The 23,929-nt window shown below is 74.9% G+C and carries 11 protein-coding genes; 5 read left to right on the top strand and 6 right to left on the bottom strand.

Annotated features, from left to right (window positions below; all coding sequences use genetic code 11):
- Positions 1–2: 2 nt before the first annotated feature.
- Genes PZC42_RS14470 through PZC42_RS14445 form a run of 6 tightly spaced genes read right to left on the bottom strand, consistent with a single transcriptional unit; the run spans position 3 to position 11,351 of the window.
- Positions 3–698 (bottom strand): class I SAM-dependent methyltransferase, encoded by a 696-nt coding sequence (locus tag PZC42_RS14470; RefSeq protein WP_277212243.1) that lies wholly within the window; start codon positions 696–698, stop codon positions 3–5.
- Entirely contained in the window at positions 695–1,468 is a 774-nt protein-coding gene (locus tag PZC42_RS14465; protein WP_277212242.1) for a thioesterase II family protein, read from the bottom strand. Before PZC42_RS14465 ends, PZC42_RS14470 begins: the two co-directional genes overlap by 4 nt.
- Entirely contained in the window at positions 1,462–2,706 is a 1,245-nt protein-coding gene (locus PZC42_RS14460) for a cytochrome P450 (RefSeq protein ID WP_277212241.1), read from the bottom strand. Before PZC42_RS14460 ends, PZC42_RS14465 begins: the two co-directional genes overlap by 7 nt.
- Positions 2,699–4,561 carry a Gfo/Idh/MocA family oxidoreductase gene (locus PZC42_RS14455; RefSeq protein ID WP_277212240.1) on the bottom strand — a complete coding sequence of 621 codons (1,863 nt, stop codon included), beginning with the start codon at positions 4,559–4,561 and terminating at the stop codon, positions 2,699–2,701. Before PZC42_RS14455 ends, PZC42_RS14460 begins: the two co-directional genes overlap by 8 nt.
- On the bottom strand, positions 4,558–5,778 hold the full coding sequence (locus PZC42_RS14450) for a saccharopine dehydrogenase NADP-binding domain-containing protein (protein WP_277212239.1): 1,221 nt from the start codon (positions 5,776–5,778) through the stop codon (positions 4,558–4,560). Before PZC42_RS14450 ends, PZC42_RS14455 begins: the two co-directional genes overlap by 4 nt.
- Positions 5,775–11,351: a non-ribosomal peptide synthetase gene (locus PZC42_RS14445; protein WP_277212238.1), complete on the bottom strand. Its 5,577-nt coding sequence runs from the start codon at positions 11,349–11,351 to the stop codon at positions 5,775–5,777. The genes PZC42_RS14450 and PZC42_RS14445 overlap by 4 nt, the downstream gene beginning before the upstream one ends.
- A 125-nt stretch (positions 11,352–11,476) precedes the next feature.
- Here PZC42_RS14445 and PZC42_RS14440 point away from each other — a divergent pair, with 125 nt between their 5' ends.
- From PZC42_RS14440 to PZC42_RS14420, 5 genes are read left to right on the top strand one after another with little or no spacing between them, the layout of a single operon-like run.
- Entirely contained in the window at positions 11,477–13,114 is a 1,638-nt protein-coding gene (locus PZC42_RS14440; RefSeq protein ID WP_277212237.1) for a (2,3-dihydroxybenzoyl)adenylate synthase, read from the top strand.
- A gap of 55 nt (positions 13,115–13,169) precedes the next feature.
- Positions 13,170–19,853, top strand: coding sequence for a non-ribosomal peptide synthetase (locus PZC42_RS14435; RefSeq protein WP_277212236.1), 6,684 nt, complete (start codon positions 13,170–13,172; stop codon positions 19,851–19,853).
- Complete coding sequence (locus tag PZC42_RS14430) at positions 19,850–21,607, top strand: ABC transporter ATP-binding protein (protein WP_277212235.1); 1,758 nt, start codon at positions 19,850–19,852, stop codon at positions 21,605–21,607. The genes PZC42_RS14435 and PZC42_RS14430 overlap by 4 nt, the downstream gene beginning before the upstream one ends.
- On the top strand, positions 21,604–23,421 hold the full coding sequence (locus PZC42_RS14425) for an ABC transporter ATP-binding protein (protein WP_277212234.1): 1,818 nt from the start codon (positions 21,604–21,606) through the stop codon (positions 23,419–23,421). The genes PZC42_RS14430 and PZC42_RS14425 overlap by 4 nt, the downstream gene beginning before the upstream one ends.
- Entirely contained in the window at positions 23,418–23,918 is a 501-nt protein-coding gene (locus tag PZC42_RS14420) for a flavin reductase family protein (protein WP_277212233.1), read from the top strand. Before PZC42_RS14425 ends, PZC42_RS14420 begins: the two co-directional genes overlap by 4 nt.
- Positions 23,919–23,929 lie beyond the last annotated feature (11 nt).

The following is a 23,929-nucleotide window of genomic DNA, read 5'->3' as shown; positions in this document are numbered from 1 at the left end:
CCTCAGGCCTCCAGCACCACCAGGTCGCTCCCGGCCGGGCGGGCCCGCAGGCCGCTCTCCGCCGCGAGCTGCTCCGGGCTGATGACGTGCCACACGTGCTCGTCACCGACCTCGCGGCACACCCTGTCCCCGTCGAGGACGCGCCACCAGTTGACGTGCCGGACGACGCCGTCGCGCACAGGTTCGGCCGAGACCCACCACTCGTAGGTCAGGCGTCCGACCGTCTCGTGCACCGTGCGGGTCGGGGGCATGGGCCGGTCCGACCCCATGAGCTCGACGACGAGGCACCCGCCGGGCACAAGACGCTCCGCCAGTCGCCGCCACAGCTCGGTGCGCTGAGGTTCTTCCAGGTGCCCGGCGACGCCGAAGACGACGGCGCCGAGGATCGAGTCCGGCAGGTCGAGGTCCGGTGCCCACCCCGAGCTGACGGTGACGCGTGCCCGGAGCGTCGGGTCGGCCCACACGCGGGAGGTGAGCACGGCACGCATCGAGGGCGACGGTTCGACGGCGATGATGTCGACGTCGGCGAGCGCCGCGGCGATCGTCCGGGTGACGCGCCCGGTGCCCGCCCCGATCTCGACCAGCGGAGCCTGCGAGACCGGCAGGCCGCGCAGCACGTCGGCCAGCGCGGGGCCGGTGCTGCGCGACTGGCGGGCGGCGACGAGATCGTAGAACTCGGCGATCTGGTCGTAGCTCACGGGCCGCCTCCGGTGGTGGTCAGCGCCGGGTCCAGGCGGTCCAGGACGACCTGCAGCAGCGCGGCGCGGTGGGGGACGAGGTAGAAGTGGTCGCCGGGCAGCTCGACGACGTCGGTGGCCCCGGTGGTGAGGCGGTGCCAGTCCGCGACGTGCTCGGCCCGGAGCAACGGGTCGTCGTCGGCCAGGACGACCGTCAGCGGGCACCCGAGCGGTGGTGCGGGTTCCGGCCGGTGGTTCTCGATCAGGCGGTAGTCGTGGTGGACGTACCGCAGGACGAACGCGGAGAGGTCCGGGTCCGCGAGGACCTCCGGCGGGGTTCCTCCGAGCCGTTCGAGCTCGGCACGCAGGCCGGCCTCCCCGGACCGGTGGACGTCGCCGCCGAGGAAGCGGTCGGGTGCGCGCCGCCCGGAGACGAGCAGGTGGTCGGGCTCGGGCAGGCCCTGCGCGCGCAGCGCACGGACCGTCTCGTAGGCCACCGCGGCGCCCATGCTGTGGCCGAACACGAGGGTGGTCCGGTTCCAGAACGGGCGCAGGTCGGCCGCCAGGGCGGCGACCAGCTCGGGCATCGAGTCGGGTAGGGGGTCGGCGGCGCGGTCCTCGCGGCCCGGGTACTGGACCGACAGCACCTCGATCGTGTCCGGGAGCGTGGCGGCCCAGTCGCGGTAGGCGGTGGCGCCCCCGCCGGCGTGGGGGAAGCAGACCAGCCGCACGGGGGCGGAGGGCCGAGGCACCCAGCGGCGCACGGAGGGGCGGGGGGCGGTGTTCACCATCGGACCGGCAGCTCCTCGATGCCGAACGTCGCGGCGTCGTTGTTGAGCGCGACGTCGTCGCTCGCGAGCGTCAGGCCGGGCAGCCCGGAGAACAGCGAGTGCAGGGCGATCTGCAGCTCGAGGCGGGCCAGGTGCTGGCCGATGCACTGGTGGATGCCGAACCCGAACGCCAGGTGGTGGTTCGGCGTGCGGTCCGGGATCAGGCGGTCGGGGTCGCTGAACGTGGCCGGGTCGTGGTTCGCCGCCGCCAGCAGCGCGATGACGCCGTCACCCTCGCGGATCGGCGCGGTGGCGCCGTCGACGTCGTGGTCGGCGCCGGCGACCCGGATCGGGATGGAGTCGGCGACGCTCAGGAGCCGCAGGAGCTCCTCGACCAGGCCCTTCATCCGGTCGTCACCGGCCTCGGCGACGGCCCGGGCGGCGGGGTCCTGCAGGAGCTTCCACGTGCTCAGCGCGATCATCGACGTCGTCGTCTCCCGGCCCGCGATGATCGTGATCCCGAGCGTGGAGAGCAGCTCGTGGCGGGTCACCTCGCCGGTGAGCAGGTGGTTCTGCACGAGCGCGGACAGCAGGTCGTCCCCCGGCTCCTGCGAGCGCAGGGTGATGTGCTCGTCGAGTGTGGCGAACAGGGTGCCCAGCGCGGCCGTCACCTCGGCCTCGGTGCTGTGCCGCCCGCCGGAGATGCGGGTGATCTCCCGGAAGAAGTCGGGGTCGTCGTCGGGGAGCCCCATCAGGCCCAGGACGGTCGAGGTGGACACGATGTTGGCGTAGTCGGTCACGACGTCGGCGCGGCCGCGCGGACGCATCTCGGCGACCAGCCGGTCGGCGCGTCCCCGGATCCCGTCGGCCATGCGTGCCACGCGCCGCACGGTGAACTGCGCCTGGAGGATCCGGCGCTGCCGGGTGTGGTCCGGCGGGTCGGTGCGGATGAACGGCCGCGACTTGGCGGCCGCCTCCCGCTCACCGACCCCGAGGGCGGGCAGCGCCTCGTCGCGCGCGTCGGCGCTGGTGGTCCGGTCGGCGAGGAACCGGCGGACGTCGTCGTACCGGGTCAGTAGCCGGGCGGGGCGTCCACCGGGGATCTCGACGTGCGGCGCGGGGTCCTGCTCGCGCAGGCGCGCGTAGTCGTCCGGCGGCGCGAAGGGGCACGTGCGCGGCATCGGGAACGGCAGCCGCTCGTCGGGGCCGCTCGTCGTGCGCGGCTCCTCGGCGACGGGACGGGTGAGGGACTCAGACATGGTTCTCCTGGGGCGTGAGCCGGAACACGGCCATCGGTGTGGACGCGGGGTGCGACAGGTCGGCGTCGAGACGGAAGCCGTGGCGCTCGGCGACGGCGGCGACGTCGGGCACGGAGCAGGTGCGCCACCGGTGGGTGACCGTGCTCTCGCGGTCGAGACCGTCCGCGGTGTGCACCTGCCAGCGGCTCGACATCTGCACGTGGTGGGCGCCGTCCGGCCGGGCGGACCACCGCCACCGGTAGGTGTTCGTCCCGACGCGCTGCGTGGCCAGCTCGGCCTCGTCGATCTGCTGCGGCGAGGTGAGGTTCATCAGCTCGACCACCACGGGCGCCCCGGGGGCGAGGTGGTCGCGCAGGCGGGCCCACAACCGGTCGTGCCCGGCGTCGTCGAGGTGCCCGAGGACGCCGCAGAGCAGGACCGCTCCGGCGTGGGCGGGCAGCGCCACCGAGGCGGCGTCGTCGGGCAGCACGGTGACGCGCCGCTGCAGTCCGTGGTCGAGGACCCGCGCCATGAGCACGGCACGCATCGGGGCCGCCGGCTCGGCGGCCCACCACGGCACGTCGTCGGGCAGGGCCGACGCCGCGGGGACGGTCAGCAGGCCTGTCCCCGCGCCGATCTCGACCACCGGGCGATCAGGCCCGACGGGCGCGCCGGCCAGTGCCTCGACGACGAGCGGAGCGCTGACCGGGTCGACGTGGCCGGACGCCGCGAGGTCGAAGAACTCGGCCTCGTCGACGTACGGCTCCCACCCCGCCCCGGCGCCACCGTCGGGTGCGGGTTCCTGCGCCGACGGACCGGTGGACGGCGGTTCGGTGCCGAGGACGGCGGCCGTGCCCAGCAGCTCCGCCGGCCGGGCCTCGACGACCTGCGGCGGCCCCATCGACTCGGCCACCTGGTGCCACAGCTGGACCACGGACATCGTCCAGGACGCCGCCCGCAGCGGGTCGCGCCCGGCGTCGACGTCGTCGCAGAACTCGTCGAGCACCCGCGACAGCGCCGTGGGCCACCGGTCGGCGAAGACCTCGTCGAACGTGCCCGGTGCGCCGGTCGTCGAGACCGTCGGCTCGTCCGTCGCCGTCTGCGGGCCGGTGCCGCCGCCGAGCTGCCAGCGCGGCGCCCACTCGACCGGGCCGTGCAGGTCCGCCAGGGTCAGGACGCCGGCCGGGAACCCGACGGCGATCCGCGGCCAGCACACCGTGTGGTTGTCCCGGTCGGTGGGGCACAGCTGGTTCTGGACCCGCAGCGTCACCGGGACGCCACCGAGCGTGAGCGTCATGACGGTGAACGGGGAGCCGCCGCGCTCCGGCAGCACGTCACCGGCCGTGGCGGGCCGGGCGGCGCCGATCGCCCCGGCGAGCAGGTCGAGGACGGGCAGCAGCAGGTGCACGGGGGTGACGACGTCGGCGAAGACGGGTTCCTGGCGTGCGCGCAGCCTCGCGGTGGCGGCCAGGAACTCCGGCGCGGGGTCCACCCACCGGTAGTGCAGGTTCATCCGGTAGGACGTCCCGGTCCGGCGCGCCGTGCGCAGCAGGTCCGCGAGCTCGCGGGGGTGCACCGGGTGCTCCTGCACCACGGACACGCCCCGTTCCATCCACGCGGTGGCGATCTCGCTGCCCGCGCCGCCCTGGATGGTCGACCCGACGGCGACGCAGGCCAGGTCCGTGGGTGGGCAGTCGGCCACGGAGCCGACCAGCGGCACGTCGTACCGGGCGGCGAGCTCCCGGGACGCGACGGACCCGCGGCCGAGGATCGCGACCAGGCGCAGCGCGGGGTGGCGGTCGACCGCCGCGGCGTAGAAGCGGCCGAACCGGCTGCCGCACACGACCACCGACCGTGGTTGCGGCGTCGCGCTCACAGCGCCCCCTCCTCGACCGCCGCGTGCGGCACGCCGGAGGTGGTGACCGGGTCGCGGGTGAGGGCGTCGGCGGTGCCGGTGACCTGCAGGTCGATCCGGGGGTGGCTCTCGAGGTCGACGACGACCTCGGCGGGGTCGAGCAGGTCCGCGGCGAACCCGGTGCCGAGCCCCGGCGTGGTCAGCACGGTGCGCACCGCCGTGGTGGCGACGAGCGCGGTGACCAGCGACGAGGAGTCGGTGCGCAGCTCGGCGACGACCTCCTGCCCGGAGCCGGTGTGCGCGAGGCGGAACCTCATCAGGTACCAGGGGCGGCGGCCCAGGACGTCGAGCTCGGCCGCCCGGCAGAGGTGCCCGACGATGTCGCGGGTCGACGTCGTCGGGTCCTGCAGGAGGACCGGCAGGGTCGACAGCACCGACCAGGCGTGCCCGTCGGTCCACAGGTTCCACCAGGACGCCGAGCGGAGTCCCAGGGCGGCGGCGAGGCGGGCGGTCTCGGCGCTGAGGAACGGTTGGCCGACCACCGGTCCGCGGGCACCCGGCAGGTGGTGCGCCGGGGCGACCTCGAGCGCACGCTGCCGGACCTCCCCCGCCACCCACGCCGCCAGGGGGGTGCCGAACGGGGTGCCGTCCGGCCCGCCGCGGCTCAGCGAGAGCAGCATGTCCTCCGCGACCGTCGTGGAGCAGGCCTCCATCCCGCCGACGTGCGCGGTGAGGGCGTCGCCCTGCGGCAGCAGCGCGGCCAGGTACCGCGGGAGCAGCGCGGACGCGCCGGGCAGGGCGCCGGCCGACGCCACGACCGGCGACCCGTGACCCGACGCGTGCCGGGCCAGCGCCTCGAGCAGCGGGTCGTCGCCCCCGACGTCGACGTACCCGGCACCGGCGGCGACGGCGGCCAGCGCGATCCTCCCGCCGATCCGGTAGGTCGGCCCGGCGACGGACACCACGACGTCGGCTCCGGCGCAGAAGGTGGCGAGCGAGGTGTCGTCCCAGACGTCGCACACCTGCGTCTCGACGTCGAGCGCCCGCCCCGCCGTCGTGCCGCGCAGCGCCTCGGCCGTGGCGAGCAGGGCGTGCGCCCGGCGTCCACCGAGCCGGAGCCGCAGCGGCACCGAGCCGCTCAGGGTGGCGAGCAGCCGCACGAGCTCACCGCCGATGGACCCGCTCGCCCCGACGACGGCGACGGTCGGGGTCGCTCCCCCGCGTGGTCCGGCGCTCATCGCAGCACCGCACCGTCGGTCGTGCGCTGCAGGATGTCGACGATCCCGGCGGAGTTCTCCGACGTCAGGCACGTGAAGTGGTCGCCGGCGACGTCCAGGATGTCGAGGTCGCCCAGGACCACCTGCTCCCACTGGGCGGTCACGGCCTCCTTGCTGCCCGGGAACGGGTAGGTGCCGCTGTGCCGGCAGAAGGTGACGTCGCCGAGGTACGGGTCGGGCCGGTAGCGCGAGATGGCGAAGACGGACTGCCGGAACGTGCGCAGCAACCGCATCATGTGCTCGGGCGAGTACATGCCGGCGTCGGCCGGCACGGACTCGCACATGCGCTCGACACGCTGCTCCGCGGTCAGCTCCGCGAGCGCGCTGAAGGCGGCACCGACGTCGGCGAAGTCGCCGTCGAGCGCGGCGAGCCCGCCGTCGGGGATGACCCCCGGGGAACGGCGCAGCACCTCGTCGGTGGCCTGCGCCACCCGGAGCTCGTCGCCGGGGTAGCCGAGGTCGGCCGGGTCGATCCCCATCATCACGGAGAACGAGTACTCGGCGAGGACCTCGTCGTCGAGCCGGAACGCCGGGCTGTGGCTCGACACCACCGTCAAGGAGAGCACGTCGTGCCCGCGGTCGGCGAGGTGCCGGGCGACCTCGGTGGCGATCAGGCCGCCGAGGCAGTACCCGACCAGGTGGATCTCACCCGGCTCGGAGGCGAGCAGGGCGTCGGCGTATTCCGCGGCGATACGTTCGATGAGGCCGTCCGGGTCGTCGTCCTGGAACGCCGCGAGGTCGCAGATCTCCAGGGCCGCGACGGAGGCCGCCCCCGCCGAGCGGCGGCGGATGTCGGTGACCAGCGCGCGGTACGGCATCGCCGTGCCCGTGCCGGCGTGGACCAGCACCGTCGTCGGGCCGTCGCCGGAGCCGTGCAGCGGCACCAGCGGACTGGTCCGGACCGCCGTCGGGCTCGCGACGTCGGGGTCCTGCGCACGCGACACCTCGGCGAGGTACCGGGCCAGGTGCGCGACCGTCGGCTGGCGGAGCATGTGCCGCAGCACGACCTCCCACTGCACCGCGATCACGTCCGGGACCCGTTCGCGCAGCATGCCGACGAACCGCGCCACCAGCAGCGAGTCGCCACCGAGGGCGAAGAAGTCGTCGTCGCGACCCACCCGGTCCAGCCCGAGGAGCTCGCCCCACAGCCCGGCGATCTGCCGCTCCATGACGGACATCGGCTCGTCGGCGCCGGCCACGGTCTCCGGTCGCGGGCTCGCCAGGGCGAGCAGGGCGTTGCGGTCGACCTTCCCGTTGGACGTGGTGGGCAGCCGGTCGAGGACGCGCCACCGCGTCGGCACCATGTACTCGGGCAGCCGCTGCCGCGCCGACCGCTCCAGGTCCTCGGCGCGCACCGGCACGCGGTCGGGCTTGGCACGGGCGAGGACCAGGTGCTGGCCGGCCGCCGCCAGCGGCTGCTCCGGCGCGGGACCGGAGACGACGGGGACAGCACCCGCCGCGGTCAGCGCGTCGTGGAGCTGCGCGGCGGACAGGAAGAGCTGGTCGGACCCGGAGCGCACGTCGTCGAACGGACCGTGCGTCAGCTCCAGCAGCTCCATGGACACGGCGAGCGCCGGGTTGTCGTCGCGGACGTTGTCCAGGACGACCAGCCATCCCCCGGGGCGGAGCAGCTCGGTGAGCCGGGCGAGCGCCGCCGGGACGTCACGGCAGGTGTGCAGGCTGTTGGCGGCGATCACGACGTCGACGGAGCAGGGCTCGCGGCCCTGCGCGAGCAGGTCGACGTCGGGGTCGAACCGTTCGCAGCGCACGCCCGGTGTCCCGTCGAACTGCTCGGTGAGCCGGGCCACCGCCAGCGGCGAGGCGTCGGTGGCCACGTAGGTCACGTCGTGGTCCGCGGTCGCGGCGACGACGGCGTCGGTCGTGTCGCCGGCGCCGGCACCGATCTCGAGGACGGTCGTGCCGTCGGCGGCCGAGGACTGCTCCCGCAACGCGTCGGCGACGGCGTCGGTGAGCTCGGCGACGGCGATGTTGCGGCGGTAGGCCGCGGCCATCACCGCCTCGCCCGGACCGGATGCGCCGTCGGCCTTGACGAGGAGCGTGCGGATGTCCCTCTCGCCGCTCAGCAGCGCGGGCATCTCCTGGGCGCAGCGGGCCAGGAGCCCCGGCAGGGCGGTGCCCCACCCGGCGGCTGCGGCCCGGGCCTCGAGCTCCTCGGCGTGCTGTGCCGCGGGGCGGGCGGCCGCCGTGGCCGCGAGCCGGTACCGCTGCCCCTCGCTCTCCACCAGGCCGTGCCGCACCAGGGTGCGCAGCCACCGGCGCACGACGGGCCGCATCGCGGGGGCGACGTGCAGCGCGGAGCAGATCTCGTCGGTGGTCAGCCGCTCGACGTCGGAGAGCCCGGCGCTCGCGAGCGTGGCGACCATGATGTCGAGCCCCACCTCGTCGGCGGCCGCCACCGAGGCGACGACCGCCGCCTCGTCGAGCCGTGGTGCGGCCAGGCGTGCCCGGAGCGACGCGACCACGGGTTCGCCGGAGGGGTCCGGTGGGGGGCAGGTGGCCGGTTCGACGGCGGCGAGAAGGTGGCGTCGCTCGTCGTCGACGACGACGGCGGCCTGCCCGACGCCGGGGTGGTCCAGCACCGCCGCCTCGACCTCGGCGAGCTCGATCCGGTAGCCACGGATCTTGACCTGCGAGTCCTCGCGGCCGAGGAACTCCAGGGTCCCGTCGCCGACCCACCGGCCGATGTCGCCGGTGCGGTAGGTGCGGCGCCCGTCGGGGTCGACGCCGAACCGTTCGGCGGTGCGCTCGGGGTCGCCGAGGTACCCCTCGGCGACCCCGGTGCCGATGATCTCCAGCTCGCCGGGGACCCAGGTCGGTGCCTCGCGCCCCCGGCGGTCACGGACCGCGAACCGCTGGTTGCGCAGCGGGGTGCCGTAGGGGATGCTCGGGCGCTCCCGGTCCACGGTCCCGACCGGGTGCCAGATCGACCAGATGGCGCCCTCCGTGGCACCACCCAGGCTGACGACCTCGAGCCCGGGGACCTGGTCACGGACCTGGTCGGGCAGGGTCACCGGGATCCAGTCCCCGGAGAGCAGGGCGAGCCGGAGCGTGCGGAGCTGGTGGGCACCGGCCGAGCGGGCGTAGTCGGACAGCATCTGGAGCTGCCCGGGCACGGTGTTCCACAGCGTGACCCGGTGCTGCTCGACCAGCTCGGCCCAGTGCGCGGCGTCGCCGCGCCGGTCCGGCGCCGGCAGCACGAGGCGCGCACCGGCTCCGAGCACCCCGAACAGGTCCCACACCGACAGGTCGAAACCGAGCCCGGCGAGGCCGAGGACGGCGTCGTCGGGGCCGACGGCGAACCGTTCGTCGATGTCGACGCAGGTGTTGCGGGCGGCGCGGTGGGCGATCATCACGCCCTTCGGCGTGCCGGTGGAGCCGGAGGTGTAGATGACGTAGGCGAGGTCCTCGGGCGTCGCGGTCGGCTCCGGGACCTGGTCGCGGGCGGGCACCTCGTCGACCGCGACCACGGGCACGTCCACACCGCGGGAGGCGGCGGCGCGCAGCATGGAGACGGTGAGGACGGCGGTGGCCCCGGCGTCGGCGATGATCGCGGACCGTCGCGGCGCCGGCGAGGTGGTCTCGACCGGTACGTAGACCGCCCCGTGCAGCAGCACGCCCAGGGCGGCGACGACCTGGTCCGCGCCCTTGTCCATGACGATCGCGACCCGGTCCTGGTGGCCGACGCCGAGCTCGACCAGGGCGTGCGCCACACCGCAGGCACGCCCCACGAGCTCGCCGTACGTCAGCGTGCCGTCGGCCGCCACGACCGCGGTCCGGTCCGGGGCCGTGCGCGCCGCGGCCAGGACGTCGTCGTGCAGCAGGCCGCCGGGCACCGGGGCGTCGGTGGCGTTGGCGGCCTCCCGCTGTGCGCGGTGCGTGGCGGGCAGCCGGACGGGGTCAGCGTCGGACCACGTGGACTCGTCGTCGACGAGCCGTTCGACCAGGTCGACCCAGGCGTCGAACATGTCGTGGGTGACGCCGTCGGGCAGGACGCCGTCCCGCACGTCCCAGGACAGCAGCAGGCCGTCGCCGTCGCGCATGACCTGGCAGTCGAGCCAGACCTGGGGCGACTGGGTCCGGGCGTAGGTGACCTGACCTGCCGTGGGCGCGAGGTGCTGGTCGACGGTGGAGGTGAAGACGACCGGGAACAGCTCGGGGTTGCCGTCGTCGCGGCTGTGCTCGGTCTGCACCGCCGAGCCGCTGAAGGTGCGGTGCGCCAGGTCCTCCAGGAGCCGGGACTGCAGCTGGCGGCCGCGTTCGACGGGCGTGGCCGGGGTGCTGGTGTCGACGGCGAGCAGCTCGGTGGCGGTGAAGTCGCCGAGGACGCGGTCGAGGTCGGGGTGCGGGCGGGGGTCGCCGGCGAGCTCGCGGGTGAAGGTCGGGACCACGACGGTGAACGCGGGGCGGCGGCTCCAGTACCCGACGACCTCGGCGTAGCAGGTCAGCAGGATGGTCGACAGGCTCAGTCCCGCGCGGCCTGCGCGGTCGGCCAGCACGGCCGTGCGCTCGGGGTCGAGGTGCGCGGCGTGGCGACGGAACGGCAGACCGGGCGCCGGGGGCGTGGTGGCCCACGCGGCGCGGGGCAGCTCGGGGGCCGCGGGCAGCGTGCCGATCCGTTCCTGCCAGTAGGCCCGGTCGCGGTCGTGGACCGGGCTGTCCAGCTCGCTGCGCCGGGCGACGACGTAGTCCCGGAACGTGCACGACGGCGCCTCGGGCGCGGCACCGTCGAACAGCCGGGCCTCCAGCTCGGTGACCAGGAGGTTGAGGCTCGCGTGGTCGAGCACGATGAGGTCGACGGACAGGTGCAGGCGCGTGTGGTCGCCGTGGTCGGTGACCTCGACGGCGATCAGCGGCCACCGGTCCGGCCGCGGGACCCGCTGCTCGAGCCGCTGCCGGACGTCGTCGAGCAGCTTCGCGGACGGCAGAGCGTCGGCGTCGTGGCCGGGTCCGGCCTGGATCGCGTCGGCCTGCGCTGCCCGTTCGGCGCTGCGACGCACCGGGATCGCGGGGACGGTGACCTCGGGCAGGACGCTCTGATAGCCGTCGGTGTGGATGACGGCGCGCAGCATGTCATGCGTCGCCACGACGGAGCGCCAGGCGACGTCGAGGCGACCGTCGGTCAGCCGGGCGCGCTGCTCGGGCTGGTCGTACCGCAGCTCGAGGTAAGCGTGACAGGCGACGCCGCCGTACTCGAACGCTGAGCCGCGCCCGAGCAGGTAGGCCGCCTGGAGCTCGGTCAGCGGGAACGGGCGGTGCCGGTCCTCGGGTGCCGGCACCAGGGCCGGCCCCGCCTGCCGGTGCTGCGCGAGCGCCGTCGTCGGTGCGTCGCGGGTGGCGCCGATCTGCCGAAGGTGTGAGATCACCTCCGCCTTGTTCGCGGTCAGCCAGGCCTTGCGTTCCGGGTCGAGGGAGCCCGTCGGGGCCCGGAACCGTAGCTGTTCTCCGTCGGCCCAGAGACCGATCCCGTCCTGTGCCAGGCCGGTGACCGCTGCGGCGATCGACACGATGCTCACACTCCCGTCGTCGTGGTGGCAGCGACTCTAACTGAAAATCATTCCCGTTATCATTATCGATTAGGCTGCACCGGGGCGTGGTCTCCCGTGGCCGCGACACCTGCCGTCTCAGAGAGGGGACCGTCGTGAGCAAGGACTGGCCGGGCTGGCCCACCGAGGACGCCGAGCGCTATCAGCAGGCCGGCTGGTGGGCCGGCGAGACCTTCTCCGCGGCGCTGCACCGCTGGGCCGCACGGCGTCCGGACCACGTCGCCGTGGTCGACCACCGCCGGCGGCTCACCTACGCCGACCTCGTCTCCGAGTCCGAGGCGGTCGCCGCGGGGCTCGCCGCGCACGGGGTAGGCCCCGGGGACCGGGTGATCCTCCAGCTGCCGAACGTGGCGGAGTTCCTCACGCTCTGGTTCGCGCTGCAGCACCTCGGCGCCGTCCCCGTGCACGCGATGCCGGCACACCGCACCGCCGAGCTCGAGCACCTCGCGGACCTCGCCGACGCGCGCGCCTACGTCACCACCGACGTCCACCAAGGATTCGACCACCGCGAGCTCGCCGACCACCTCGTGGCCGCTCGTGCCCAGGCAGGCCGGGCGCTGCTGGTGGTCGTCGTCGGCGAGGTCGGCGACCGGGCCGCCACCGGCTACGACCAGCTCCGCACCGCGGACGGCGCTGACCGGGCCTCCGGCGTGCGCACCGAGACCTCGAGCCGGGACCTCGCCCTGCTGCTCCTCTCGGGCGGGACCACCGGGCTGCCCAAGCTCATCCCCCGCACGCACGACGACTACCTGTACAACGCCCGGCTCAGCGCCGAGCGGTGCGGCATGACCCCGGACACCGTCTTCCTGGCCGCGCTACCGGTCGCCTTCAACTTCTCCTGGTGCTGCCCCGGTGCGCTCGGTACCCTCAGCGCCGGCGGCACGGTCGTCCTCGCCCGTGACCCCAGCCCGGACACGGTCTTCGACCTCATCGTGGCCGAACGGGTCACGTCCCTGACGCTCAACCCGCCCCTGGCCGGGCTGTTCGTCGAGGAGATCGGCTTCGGCGGCCGCGACACCTCGAGCGTCGAGGTCGTGAACGTGGGCTCCGCCCGCCTGCCCGACGACGTCGCGGTGACGGTCGGGCCGGCGTTCGGCGCCACGCTCCAGCAGGTCTACGGCATGGCCGAAGGGCTGATCTGCTACACCCACCTGGACGACCCCGAGGGCCTCGTGACCACCACGCAGGGCGTGCCCATGTCCCCCGGCGACGAGGTGCGCGTCGTCGACGGCGAGGGCCGGGACGTGGCCGCCGGTGAGCCGGGCGAGCTGCTGACCCGCGGCCCCTACACGCTGCGGGGGTACTGGCGGGCGGACGAGCACAACGCCGTCGCGTTCACCCCCGACGGGTACTACCGCACCGGCGACCTGGTGCGGCGGCTCGAGACCGGTCACCTGATCGTCGTCGGCCGGGTGAAGGACCAGATCAACCGTGGGGGCGAGAAGATCGCCCCGGCCGAGGTCGAGGGCCACCTGGTGACCCACCCGCAGGTCGACGTCGCCGCCGTCTTCGGCGTGCCGGACCCGCTGTACGGCGAGCGGGTGGCCGCCGCCGTCCGCCCGGTACCGGGCCAGGGCGAGCCCGACCCGGCCACCCTGGTCGCACACCTGCGCGAACGAGGGCTGGCCGCCTACAAGGTCCCCGAGAGGTTCGCGGTCGTCGACGACATGCCGCTGACGGCCGTGGCGAAGATCGACAAGGCAGCACTGCGTGAACGCGTGACCCGGCAGTGACCCTGCCCGTCACGCACCCCGACCCTCGACGCGAACGACCGGGAGCCTCACCGCGATGACCGAGCCCGCCACCCTGACCGAGACGCCCGCCGTACCGCACTGGCTGCGAGCGGCCGTCACGACCGCGCTCCCTGACGCCGGCCGCGCACCCGGGGACGACGACAACCTCTTCGCCTGCGGGCTGGACTCCCTCACCCTCATCCGGCTGATCGGCGGCTGGCGCCGCCAGGGGGTCCGCGCCCGGTTCGACGAGCTGGCCGCCGACCCCACGCTGCGCGGGTGGGCACGCATCGTCGGGCCCTCGGCACCCGAGGCTCCCGCCGCCGCGCAGGACGCGGAGGCCGACGCCGACGTGGTCCGTGTCCCGGACGGTGAGCCGTACCCGCTGGCGACCATGCAGCACGCGTACTGGATCGGGCGGGACCCGGACCAGCCGTGGGGCGGGGTGGCCGCGCACTACTACGTCGAGCTCGACGGACGCGGCGTCGACCCGGAACGACTCCGGCGGGCGCTCGGCGTGCTCGTCACGCGGCACGGGCTGCTGCGCACCCGGTTCGGCGACGACGGGCAGGCCGTCACCGCGCCCGCCGCCGGTCCGCACGGGGTGCCGAGCCCGAACGCCGGCGTCGAGGTCCACGACCTGCGCCGGCTCGACGACGACGACGTCACCCGCCGGCTCGACGAGCTCCGGGACCGCTACACCCACCAGCACCTCGACATCGCCGCCGGGCATCTCCTGGGCGTGGCGCTCAGCCTGCTCCCGCGCGGACGGACGAGGCTGCACCTCGACCTCGACATGGTGGCGGCCGACGCCCTGAGCATGCGTCTCCTGCTCGCCGACCTGCGTGCGGCCTACCTCGACCCCGACGCCGTGGCCGCACGACCGCTCCCCCGGCTCGGCTTCGCCGACTACCTGGCCACCGAGCGTCGCGACCGCGCGGACGACCGGCAGGCCGACGCGGAGTACTGGCACGGCCGCCTGGACACGCTGCCCGACGGCCCGCAGCTGCCCGCCGCCGCGGCAGCGACCGGCCCGGCACGCAGCCGGCGGCTGCACCACTGGCTCACACCAGAGCAGGTGGCCACGCTCGGCCGGCGGGCGGCCGAGCACGGGGTCACCCCGTCGGCCCTGCTCGCCACCGTGTTCGCCGAGACCGTCGGCGCATGGAGCCGGCAGGGCCGCTTCCTGCTCAACCTGCCGCTGTTCGACCGCGACGAGATCCACCCGGACGTGAACGCGCTGGTGGGCGACTTCTCGTCGTCGATCCTCCTGGAGATCGACCTGCGCCGACCTGCCGGGCTGGTCGACCGTGCCCGGGCGCTCGCGGAGAACCTCGCCGAGGCCGTGGCGCACGGCAGCTACCCCGGTGTCGAGGTGCTGCGGGACAAGGCCCGGCACGAGGGGACGCCGGTCCTGGCACCCGTGGTGTACACCAGTGCGATCGGGCTGGGCGAGCTGTACGAGCAGGCGGTGTGCGAGACGTTCGGCGAACCGTCGTGGATCATCTCGCAGGGGCCGCAGGTCTGGCTCGACGCCCAGGTCACCGAGTTCCGCGGAGGACTGCTGGTCAACTGGGACGTCCGTGACGACGTGCTGCGCGACGGGGTCGCCGACGCCGCCTTCGACTACTACCGCTCCCTGCTCGACGACCTGCTGACCGCACCCGAGGCGTGGCACCGACCGGCGCCGAGCGAGCTGCCCCCCGCGCAACGTCAGGTGCGTGACCGCGTCAACGACACCGCCGTCGACCACCGTCCGCAGCTCTTGCACGCCACGGTCGCCGACCTGGACCCCGCGTGGGCCTACCGGGTGGCCGTGGCGGACTCGCGCGGCACCCTGACGTACGCCGAGCTGGCCGCGGCGAGCGGCGCCGTCGCCGGGTGGCTGCGTGCGCGGGGCGTCGGCGCCGGCGACACCGTCGCCGTCTCGTTGCCGAAGGGTCGCGCCCAGGTGGTCGCCGTGCTCGGGATCCTGCGGGCGGGAGCGACGTACCTCCCGATCAGCATCGACCAGCCGGCGGCCCGCGCGGCCACGATGCGGCGCCTCGGCGACGTCGTCACGACGATCGACGCCGCCACCTACGACGACGCCGTCGCGTTCGTGCCGCCGGACGGTGCGGACGCCGCCGCGCCGGGCGCTGGGCAGGACGACGAGCCGGCCGGCGACGAGTCCGACGACGACCTGGCGGCGCAGGTGCGCCGTCCGGCCTACGTCCTGTTCACCTCCGGCTCGACCGGCGAGCCCAAGGGCGTCGAGGTCAGCCACGCGGCCGCGATGAACACCGTCGCGGCGCTCAACCGGCGCCTCGACCTCGGCCCGCACGACGCCTCGCTCGCCCTGTCGGCGCTGGAGTTCGACCTCAGCGTCTACGACATGTTCGCGCCGCTCGCCGTGGGCGGCACGGTCGTGGTGGTCACCGAGGAGGAGCGACGGGACCCGGAGGCCTGGTGGCGGCTGATCACGCAGCACCACGTCACCGTGTGGAACAGCGTGCCCGCCCTGCTCGGGCTGCTGCTGGCCGCCGCGCCGTCGGGCGCGGGTGCGTCGGCCGGCGAGGGGCCGTCGTTGCGGGCAGCGCTGCTCGGCGGGGACGTCATCCCGACCGACCTTCCCGACCGGTTCCACGCCGTCGCGCCGCGGGCCAGGTTCCTGGCGCTCGGCGGCATGACCGAGGCGGCGATCCACTCGACGGTCGCGGAGATCGGCTCCCCCGCCGGCGCGATGCCCGACGGCGTCCCGTGGGGCGTGCCGCTGGACAACGTCCGTTGCCGGGTCGTCGACGACCGAGGCCACGACTGCCGGGACCAGGTGGTCGGCGAGCTGTGGATGGGCGGGGCCGGCCTCGCCGAGGGCTACCGCGGGCGGCCGGACGCCACGGCCGAGAGGTTCGTGACGCTCGACGGCGAGCGGTGGTACCGCACCGGGGACCTCGCTTCCTACCGTCCCGACGGGACCCTGGTGTTCCACGGTCGGCGCGACGCGCAGGTGCAGGTGCTCGGTCACCGCATCGAGCCCGGGGAGGTCGAGTCCGCCCTGCGCGCGCTGCCCGGCGTGCGCGACGCCGTCGTGCGGGCCGTGCACCGACGCGGGGCGACCCGGCTCGCGGCCGTGGTCGCCGCCGCCGACCCGGCGCCGTCGGCGGACGAGCTGCGCTCCGGCCTGTCGGCGGCGGTCCCGGCCTACATGGTCTGCGACCCCGTCGTCGTCGTCCCGGAGCTGCCGCTGTCCGCCAACGGCAAGGTCGTCGGCTCCGCGGTCGAGGCCCTGGTCCGTGCGGCGCTCGACGGCGGGGCGACGGCCGACGGCGCAGCGTCCGGTGGCGGTGCTCCCCCACGCACCGCGTCGGAACGGCGCGTCGCGCAGGTCTGGGCCGAGCTGCTCCGGCCGCCGCGACCGCTCCGCACCGGGGACGACTTCTTCTCGCTCGGTGGCGACTCCCTGCTCGCCACCCGGGCGACGGCGGCGCTGCGCCGGGCCGGGGCCGAGGGAGCACGCGTCTCCGCGCTGCTCCGGGCCACCAGCCTGGCGGAGTACGCGGCCTCGCTGACGTGGCCGCACGGGCCGGACGGCGTGGAGGCTGCCGACGACGCCGTCGGCGCCGGTCCCTCCGAGGCGCAGGTGATCGTGCCGCGCCCCGACGAACGCCACCTGCCGTTCCCCGGGACGGACGTCCAGCAGGCCTACCTGCTCGGCCGTGACCCGGCACTGCCGCTCGGTGGTGTCGGCACCTGGCAGTACGCCGAGTTCGACGCCCCGGCGGGAGGCTCGTTCGACGTCGCCGCGATCGAGAGCGCCTGGCGGCGGCTCGTGGCACGGCACGAGATGCTCCGCACGAGCGTCGACGCCGACGGGATGCTGACCATCCACCCCGAGCTGCCACGGTGGGAGCTGCCCGTCCGGGACGTCGGGTCCGCCGACGAGCTGGAGCGGCTCCGGCAGGCGTGGTCCCACCGGGTGCTCGACCTGTCGCAGCCGCCGCTGTGGCACGTCGAGCTCGTCCGGCACCCACACGGGGAGCGGTGGGTGATCGGGCTCGACTACATCGTGTTCGACGCCCTGTCGATCATGACGCTCTTCACCGAGCTGGACCTCCTCGTCACCGACTCCGGGGCCCACCTCGCGCCGATCGAGCTGTCGTTCCGCGACTACGTGCTGCAGCACCGCGCCGACCCGGCGGCCGTCGACACCGACCAGCAGTACTGGCGGGAACGCCTCGCCCAGCTCCCTCCGGGGCCGACGGTGCCGTTGGCTCGCACGGTGGACGAGGCGCCGCCACGGTTCGAACGGCGCCAGCACCGGCTCGACGCCGAGAGCTGGCAGCGGCTGCAGGACCTGGCCCGCCGGCTCCGGCTCACGCCGTCGACGGTGCTGCTGGCCCTGTACGCGCACGTCCTCGGCCGGTGGAGCGAACGAGGCGACGTGACGGTCACGCTGACGATGTTCAACCGGCGCGAGGTGCATCCCGACATCTACCGCGTGCTCGGCGACTTCACCACCGTCTCCCTGGCCGACTACCGCCCGAGCGAGGCGGACGACTGGCAGCAGGCCGCCTCGGCCCTGCAGGCCCGGCTGGCCGAGGACCTGGACCACCGCGAGGTGTCGTCCTCGTGGCTGCTGCGCGAGCTGACCCGGATGAACGGTCGCCTCGAGTCCGTCCCCGTGGTGTTCACCAGCGGGCTCGGTGTGGGCACCGGCCCCGGGGTCGGCATGGACATGTCGCCGGCGTTCGGTACGCGGGCCTACGGGATCTCCCAGTCGCCGCAGGTGACGCTGGACAACCAGGTGACCGAGTCCGAGGGAGGCCTGCTCATCACCTGGGACAGCGTCGTCGGCCTGTTCGCCGACGGCGTCGTCGACGCGATGTTCGAGCTGTACCGCGACGCCGTGACGGCCTGCACCCGGGGTGACGTCGCCGCGGCCGGCCGGGTGCTCGACGGCCTGCCTGCCGGCCAGCGTGCCGTGCGCGACCGGGTGAACGACACCGCCACGGCACGGACGCCCCGGACGCTGCACGGTGCCGTGCTGGACGGGCCGGACCAGCAGCGCGACGGGGTCGCGCTGCGGGGCGCGGACGGCAGCGAGATCAGCCACCGCAGGCTGCGCTCCGTGGTGCTCGAGCACGCCGGAGCGTTGCGCGACCGCGGGGTCCGCCCGGGCGACCGCGTCGGGGTCCGGATGCCCAAGAGCCCCGACCAGGTGGTCGCGGTGCTCGCGGTGCTGGCCGCCGGCGGGGTGTACGTCCCGATCGGTGTCGACCAGCCGGCCGCACGGGTGGCACGGATCGCGGCGGCCGCCGGTCTGGTGCACACGATCGACGGGCTCGAGGACCTGTCCGGCGCGGAGCCGCTCGCCGAGCCCTGGGCCGGCGACCCGCACGACGTCGCCTACGTCATCTTCACCTCCGGTTCGACGGGTGAGCCGAAGGGCGTGGAGATCACCCATGCCGCGGCGGCCAACACCATCGACGACCTCGTCGAGCGGTGCGGTCTCACCGCCGACGACGTCGTGCTGGGATCGGCCGCGCTCGACTTCGACCTCTCGGTGTTCGACATCTTCGGCACCCTCGCCGTCGGGGCGGAGCTCGTGGTGCCGAGCGAGAGCGACCGGCGCGACGCGGACCGCTGGTGCGAGCTGGTGCGCACCCACCGGGTGACCTGGTGGAACAGTGTCCCGCTGCTCTACGACCTGCTGCTCGGTGCGGCCGAGCGCCAGGGGCCGGGCCGGCCGCTGGAGTCGTTGCGCCAGGTCCTGCTCTCCGGGGACTGGGTCGGGCTCGACCTGGCCGAGCGGTCGTCGGCGCGGGCACCGCACGCCCGGCTCCTCGCCCTCGGTGGCGCGACCGAGGCGGCGATCTGGTCGAACGCGCAGCCGTTCGACCGGGCCGAACCGCACTGGCCGTCGGTGCCGTACGGCCGGCCGTTGTCCAACCAGGAGTTCCGTGTCGTCGACGACCTGCGGCGGGACCGGCCCGACCGGGCCGTGGGAGAGCTCTGGATCGGCGGCGCCGGGCTGGCGCGCGGGTACTGCGGGGACCCCGCCCTGACCGACGAGCGGTTCGTGGTCGACGGGGGGCGCCGCTGGTACCGGACCGGTGACCTGGGGCGCTACTGGCCGGACGGGACGCTCGAGTTCTGCGGTCGGCGTGACGCCCAGGTCAAGGTGGGTGGTCACCGGGTCGAGCTCGGTGAGGTCGAGGCCGCCCTCGAACGCCTGCCGCGTGTCGAGCGGGCGGCGGCCGTCCTCGCCGGCGACCGGTCGCGGGTGTTCGCCCTGGTCACCGGCAGCGGTCCGCTCGAGAGCGGCCGGGACGAGGCCGGGCTGCGCGAGATGTTGCGCGCGGAGCTGCCGCCGTACGCGGTCCCCGCGCGCGTGGTCCGGGCGGACGAGATGCCGCTGACGGTCAACGGCAAGCTGGACCGAGCGGCCGTCGCCTCCCTCGTCGCGGCCCACGTGGCCGACCACGCCGGTGCCGAGCGCGCCGCCGTGGAGTCGGCGGGGCTGGCCGGTGAGGTCGCCCGGCTGTGGGCCGAGGTCGGCGTCGTGGTCCGCGACGACCAGGAGAACTTCTTCGCCGCCGGGGGCAACAGCCTGGCGGCGCTGCGTTTCGTGCAGGCGGTCGAACGCCGGTGGGGCGCGGACTACACCGTGCGCGCGTTCCTCCAGGAGCCCACGGTGGCGTCCGTCGCCGCGGAGCTGGCGCGTCGTGGTGCCGATCAGATCGAGGAGGGTGTGCTGTGAAGCAGGTACTCGCGCCGGTCCGGGGCAGGTTGCTGACGGCGACGCTGCTGCAAGCGGTGGGGAGCGTCGTCGGGACGATCGCGTTGATCCTCCTGGCCGAGCTGGGCGCCAGGGCGGCCGGTGCGGCCGTGACCGGGTCGCCGGTGGACCGGGCGGAGGCCGTGGCCCAGGTCGGCTGGGCCGGGGCGGCCCTGCTGGTGGCCGCCGTGCTGGTCGGTGCCGCCACGACGGTCAGCCACCTGGCGGACAGCGACCTGCAGCTGACGTTGCGGGAGCGTCTCGTCGACCGTCTGTCACGCGTGCGGCTCGGCTGGTTCACCGGCACCGACGCCGGCCGGGTCAAGAAGGCCGTGCAGGACGACACCGGGGCGATGCACCACCTCGTGGCGCACGCCCTGCTGGACGCCGTCGGGGCGGTGGCCGTGCCGATGACCGTGCTCGTCTACCTGCTCGCGACGCAGCCGTTGCTCGGCCTGCCGATGCTGGCGCTGGCCGCGGCGGCGGTCTGGACCTTCCAGACGACGATGCGTGGCTCCGGGCCGCGGATGGCCGAGTACGGGCAACGGATGGCCGAGCTCAACGGCGCCGCCGTCGAGACGGTGGAGTGCATCGACGTCGTCCGGCTCTACGCACGGCGCGGCGGCCAGGCCCGTCGCTTCGAGGAGGCCGGCGCGGCGTTCCACGGGTTCTTCCGGGGCTGGGTCGGGCAGACGAGCGTCAGGACGGCGGTCGCCTTCGTGCTCGCGCTGCCCCTGACGGCGGTCCTCGTGGTGGTCGCCACGGCGGCCGGTCTGGTCGCGGCAGGGTGGGTGGAGGCCGCGGCCGTCGTACCGGCGCTCGTGCTGGCGCCGTTGTGCACGGCACCGATCAGCACGGTCGGCACCAGGTTCCCGGCGTTGCGCGGCGGCCTGGCCGCCGCGGCCTCGGTCCAGCAGGTGCTGGAGCTCCCGGTGATGCCGACCCCCGGTGAGCAGGTGGCGCAGCCGGACGGGCACGAGGTGCGGCTGGAGGACGTGACGTTCGGGTACGACGCGGAGCGTCCCGTGCTGCACGGGGTGTCGTTCGCGTGCGAGCCGGGCACAGTCACCGCCGTCGTCGGCGCCTCGGGGGCGGGCAAGTCGACGCTGGCCTCGCTGCTGGCCCGGTTCGAGGACGTCGACTCCGGCCGCATCACCCTCGGTGGCGTCGACCTGCGCGACCTGACCAGCGAGCAGCTGTACGCACGGGTCGGGTTCGTCTTCCAGGACGTCGTGCTGCTGCGCGGTTCGGTGCACGACGCCGTCGCCTGCGGTCGCCCGGGGGCGGGACGCGACGATGTCGTGGCCGCCGCACGCGCGGCCGGGATCCACGACCGGATCGTGGCGGAGCAGCGGGGGTACGACGCCGAGATCGGCCGGGACGTCGAGTTCTCCCAGGGAGAGGCGCAGCGGATCTCCATCGCGCGGGCGCTGCTGGCCGACACCCCGGTGCTCGTGCTCGACGAGGCGACGGCCTACGCCGACGCCGAGTCCGAGGCGCACGTCCAGCGGGCGTTGTCGCGGCTGGCCCGGGGGCGGACCGTCGTCGTGGTCGCCCACCGGCTGGCGACGGTCCGCCACGTCGACCAGATCGTCGTCCTGGACGACGGCCGTCTGGTCCAGCGCGGCACCCATGACGAGCTCTTGTCCGACGGCGCCGGGCGCTACGCCGCGCTGTGGCGCGCTCACGACGGCGCCGAGAATGCCGAAGCCGAGCCGATGGAGGCGCGTTCATGATCGCCGAGATGTTCCGAGCGCTCGGACCGCAGCACCGGGGGCCGGTGCTGCGGCTCGTGGGGTGGATGGTCCTCGCCGCCGGGCTGCAGGCCACGGCGCTGCTGTGCCTCGTCCCGCTGCTGCGCGCCGTCTTCGAGACCGGTCCCGGTGCGGCGGCGACACGGCCCTTCGGCGTGTTCGTCGCCGTCGCTCTGGTCGCGTCCGTCGTCACGGTCCTGGTCCAGCGGCACGCCTTCCTGGTGGGCGCCGGCATCGGCGGCGCGCTCCAGTCGCGGCTCGCCGAGGCGCTCGACACGTTGCCGCGGCCATGGTTCCGTCGGGGCCGCTCCGGCGAGCTGTCCCGGCTCGCCGGCCCGACGGTGACCGCGACGATGAACATCCCCGCGCACTTCCTGCGCCCGCTGGTCACGGCGGTGGTCGTCCCGACCGTGCTGACGGCCGGGCTGCTCGTCGTCGACCCCGTCGTCGGGCTGACCCTGGTCGCGAGCACCCCGCTGCTCGCGGCGTCGATCCTGCTCACGGACCGGATGGTCGCGACGGCCGACGGCGGTCGCCACCGGCTCGCCGACGCCACCGCGGAACGGGTGCTGGAGTTCGTCCGTGCGCAGCCGGTGCTGCGTGCCTTCGGCAGGCTCTCGCAGGACCGGGGGCGGCTCGGTGAGACCCTCGTCGCGCAGCGCGGGGCCGACCGCCGCCTCCTGAGGGTGGCGGTGCCGGCCGTGCTGGTGCACGAGCTCCTGACCAAGGCGGTGTTCCTGGTCGCGGTCGGGGTGGCCGTGGTGCGGCTCGCGGACGGCGCGTCCGGCGTCGTCGAGCTCCTGGCCGTGCTGATCCTGGGGATGCGGATCGTCGACGCCGTCTCGGCGGCTGCCGCGCTCGCCGCGGGCATGCGCATGACCCGACGTTCGCTGGTGCAGCTCAACCAGGTGTTCTCCGAGGCGCAGGCTGCCGGCGCCTCGGGGACGGCGTCGCCGGGTGGTGTCTCGCAGGCTCCGCCGACCCGGGACGTCGCGGTGACGTTCCGGGGGGTGTCGTACCGGTACGGCTCCCAGGGCCCGGGCGGGTCCGAGGGTTCGGGCGTGCTCGAGGCGCCGGGTGCCGTGGACTGGGCGGTGCGGGACGTCGACCTGGACCTGGCGGCCCCAGGGCTGACCGCGCTCGTCGGCCCGTCGGGTGCCGGCAAGACCACGCTGGCCATGCTGGTCGCCCGTACGGACGACGCCACGGTGGGGGTGGTCAGCGTCGGTGGCACGGACGTGCGCCGGTTCTCCGCCGACCAGCTGCTCGACCTCGTGGCCGTGGTCCCGCAGGACTGCGTGCTCCTCGACGGCTCGCTGCGGCACAACCTGCAGGTGGGGCGCCCTGGGGCGAGCGAACAGGACCTGCTCCGGGCCGCGGAGCAGGCGGGGCTGGCGGAGCTGATCGCGGAGCGCGAGGGCGGGCTGGACGCACCGGTCGGGCCGCGCGGTTCGATGCTGTCCGGCGGGGAGCGGCAGCGGGTCGCGCTGGCGCGCGCCGTCCTCACCCAGGCGCCGGTCCTGGTGCTCGACGAGGTGACCTCGTCGCTCGACGCCGTCCACGACCGTGCCATCAGCGCCGGGCTGCGTCGCCTCGCGCAGACACGGACCGTCCTCATGGTCGCGCACCGGTTGCGCTCGGTCGTCGAGGCCGACGCCGTCGTCGTGCTGGAGGGCGGGCGCGTCGTCCAGCACGGGCGGCACGAGGACCTGGTCGTCACCGACGGTCTCTACCGGCGGTTGTGGACGACCCAGCAGCAGGCGGCGGGCTGGCAGCTCGTCGGTGCCTCGCAGTGAGCGTGCCGGGAGGGCTGGTGGCCCAGCCGGGGGCTGTCGACGTGCTGCGCACGGTGTTCGCCGACCAGCCGGCGCCGGTCTCGGTCGTCCTGTGGTCCGGTCCGGACGGGACGGGCGGCATGACGGTGACCTCGGTGAACGCCGCGTCGCTGGACCCGCCGCTGCTGGTCTTCTGCGTGGACCGCCGGTCGTCGCGGCTCGCCGCGCTGCGCCGGGCGCACGAGGTCTCGGTCAACCTGCTCGGGTCCGGCCAGGAGGGTCTCGCCGACCGGTTCGCGCGCCGAGGCGACCCGGGGCGCTGGGACGAGGCGACGGTCGCCGGGGGTGCTGACCACCCGCACGTGCCGGGAGCCCGGTGGAGTCTCCTCGGGAAGGTGGCGGCGGTCCACGCCGTCGGGGCGAGCGACCTGTTCGTCCTGCGCGTCGAGCAGGTCCTGGCGGGGCTGCCGGCGGAGCCGCTCGTGTACCACCGACGGGCCTATCGGAACCTCCGGTAGTGACGCCAGGT

Origin of the sequence: Isoptericola croceus, assembly GCF_029382255.1 — a bacterium.
Lineage (GTDB): Bacteria > Actinomycetota > Actinomycetes > Actinomycetales > Cellulomonadaceae > Isoptericola > Isoptericola croceus.
Note: the sequence above shows the minus strand (reverse complement) of the source record. Positions and strands in the feature narration are given on the sequence as shown.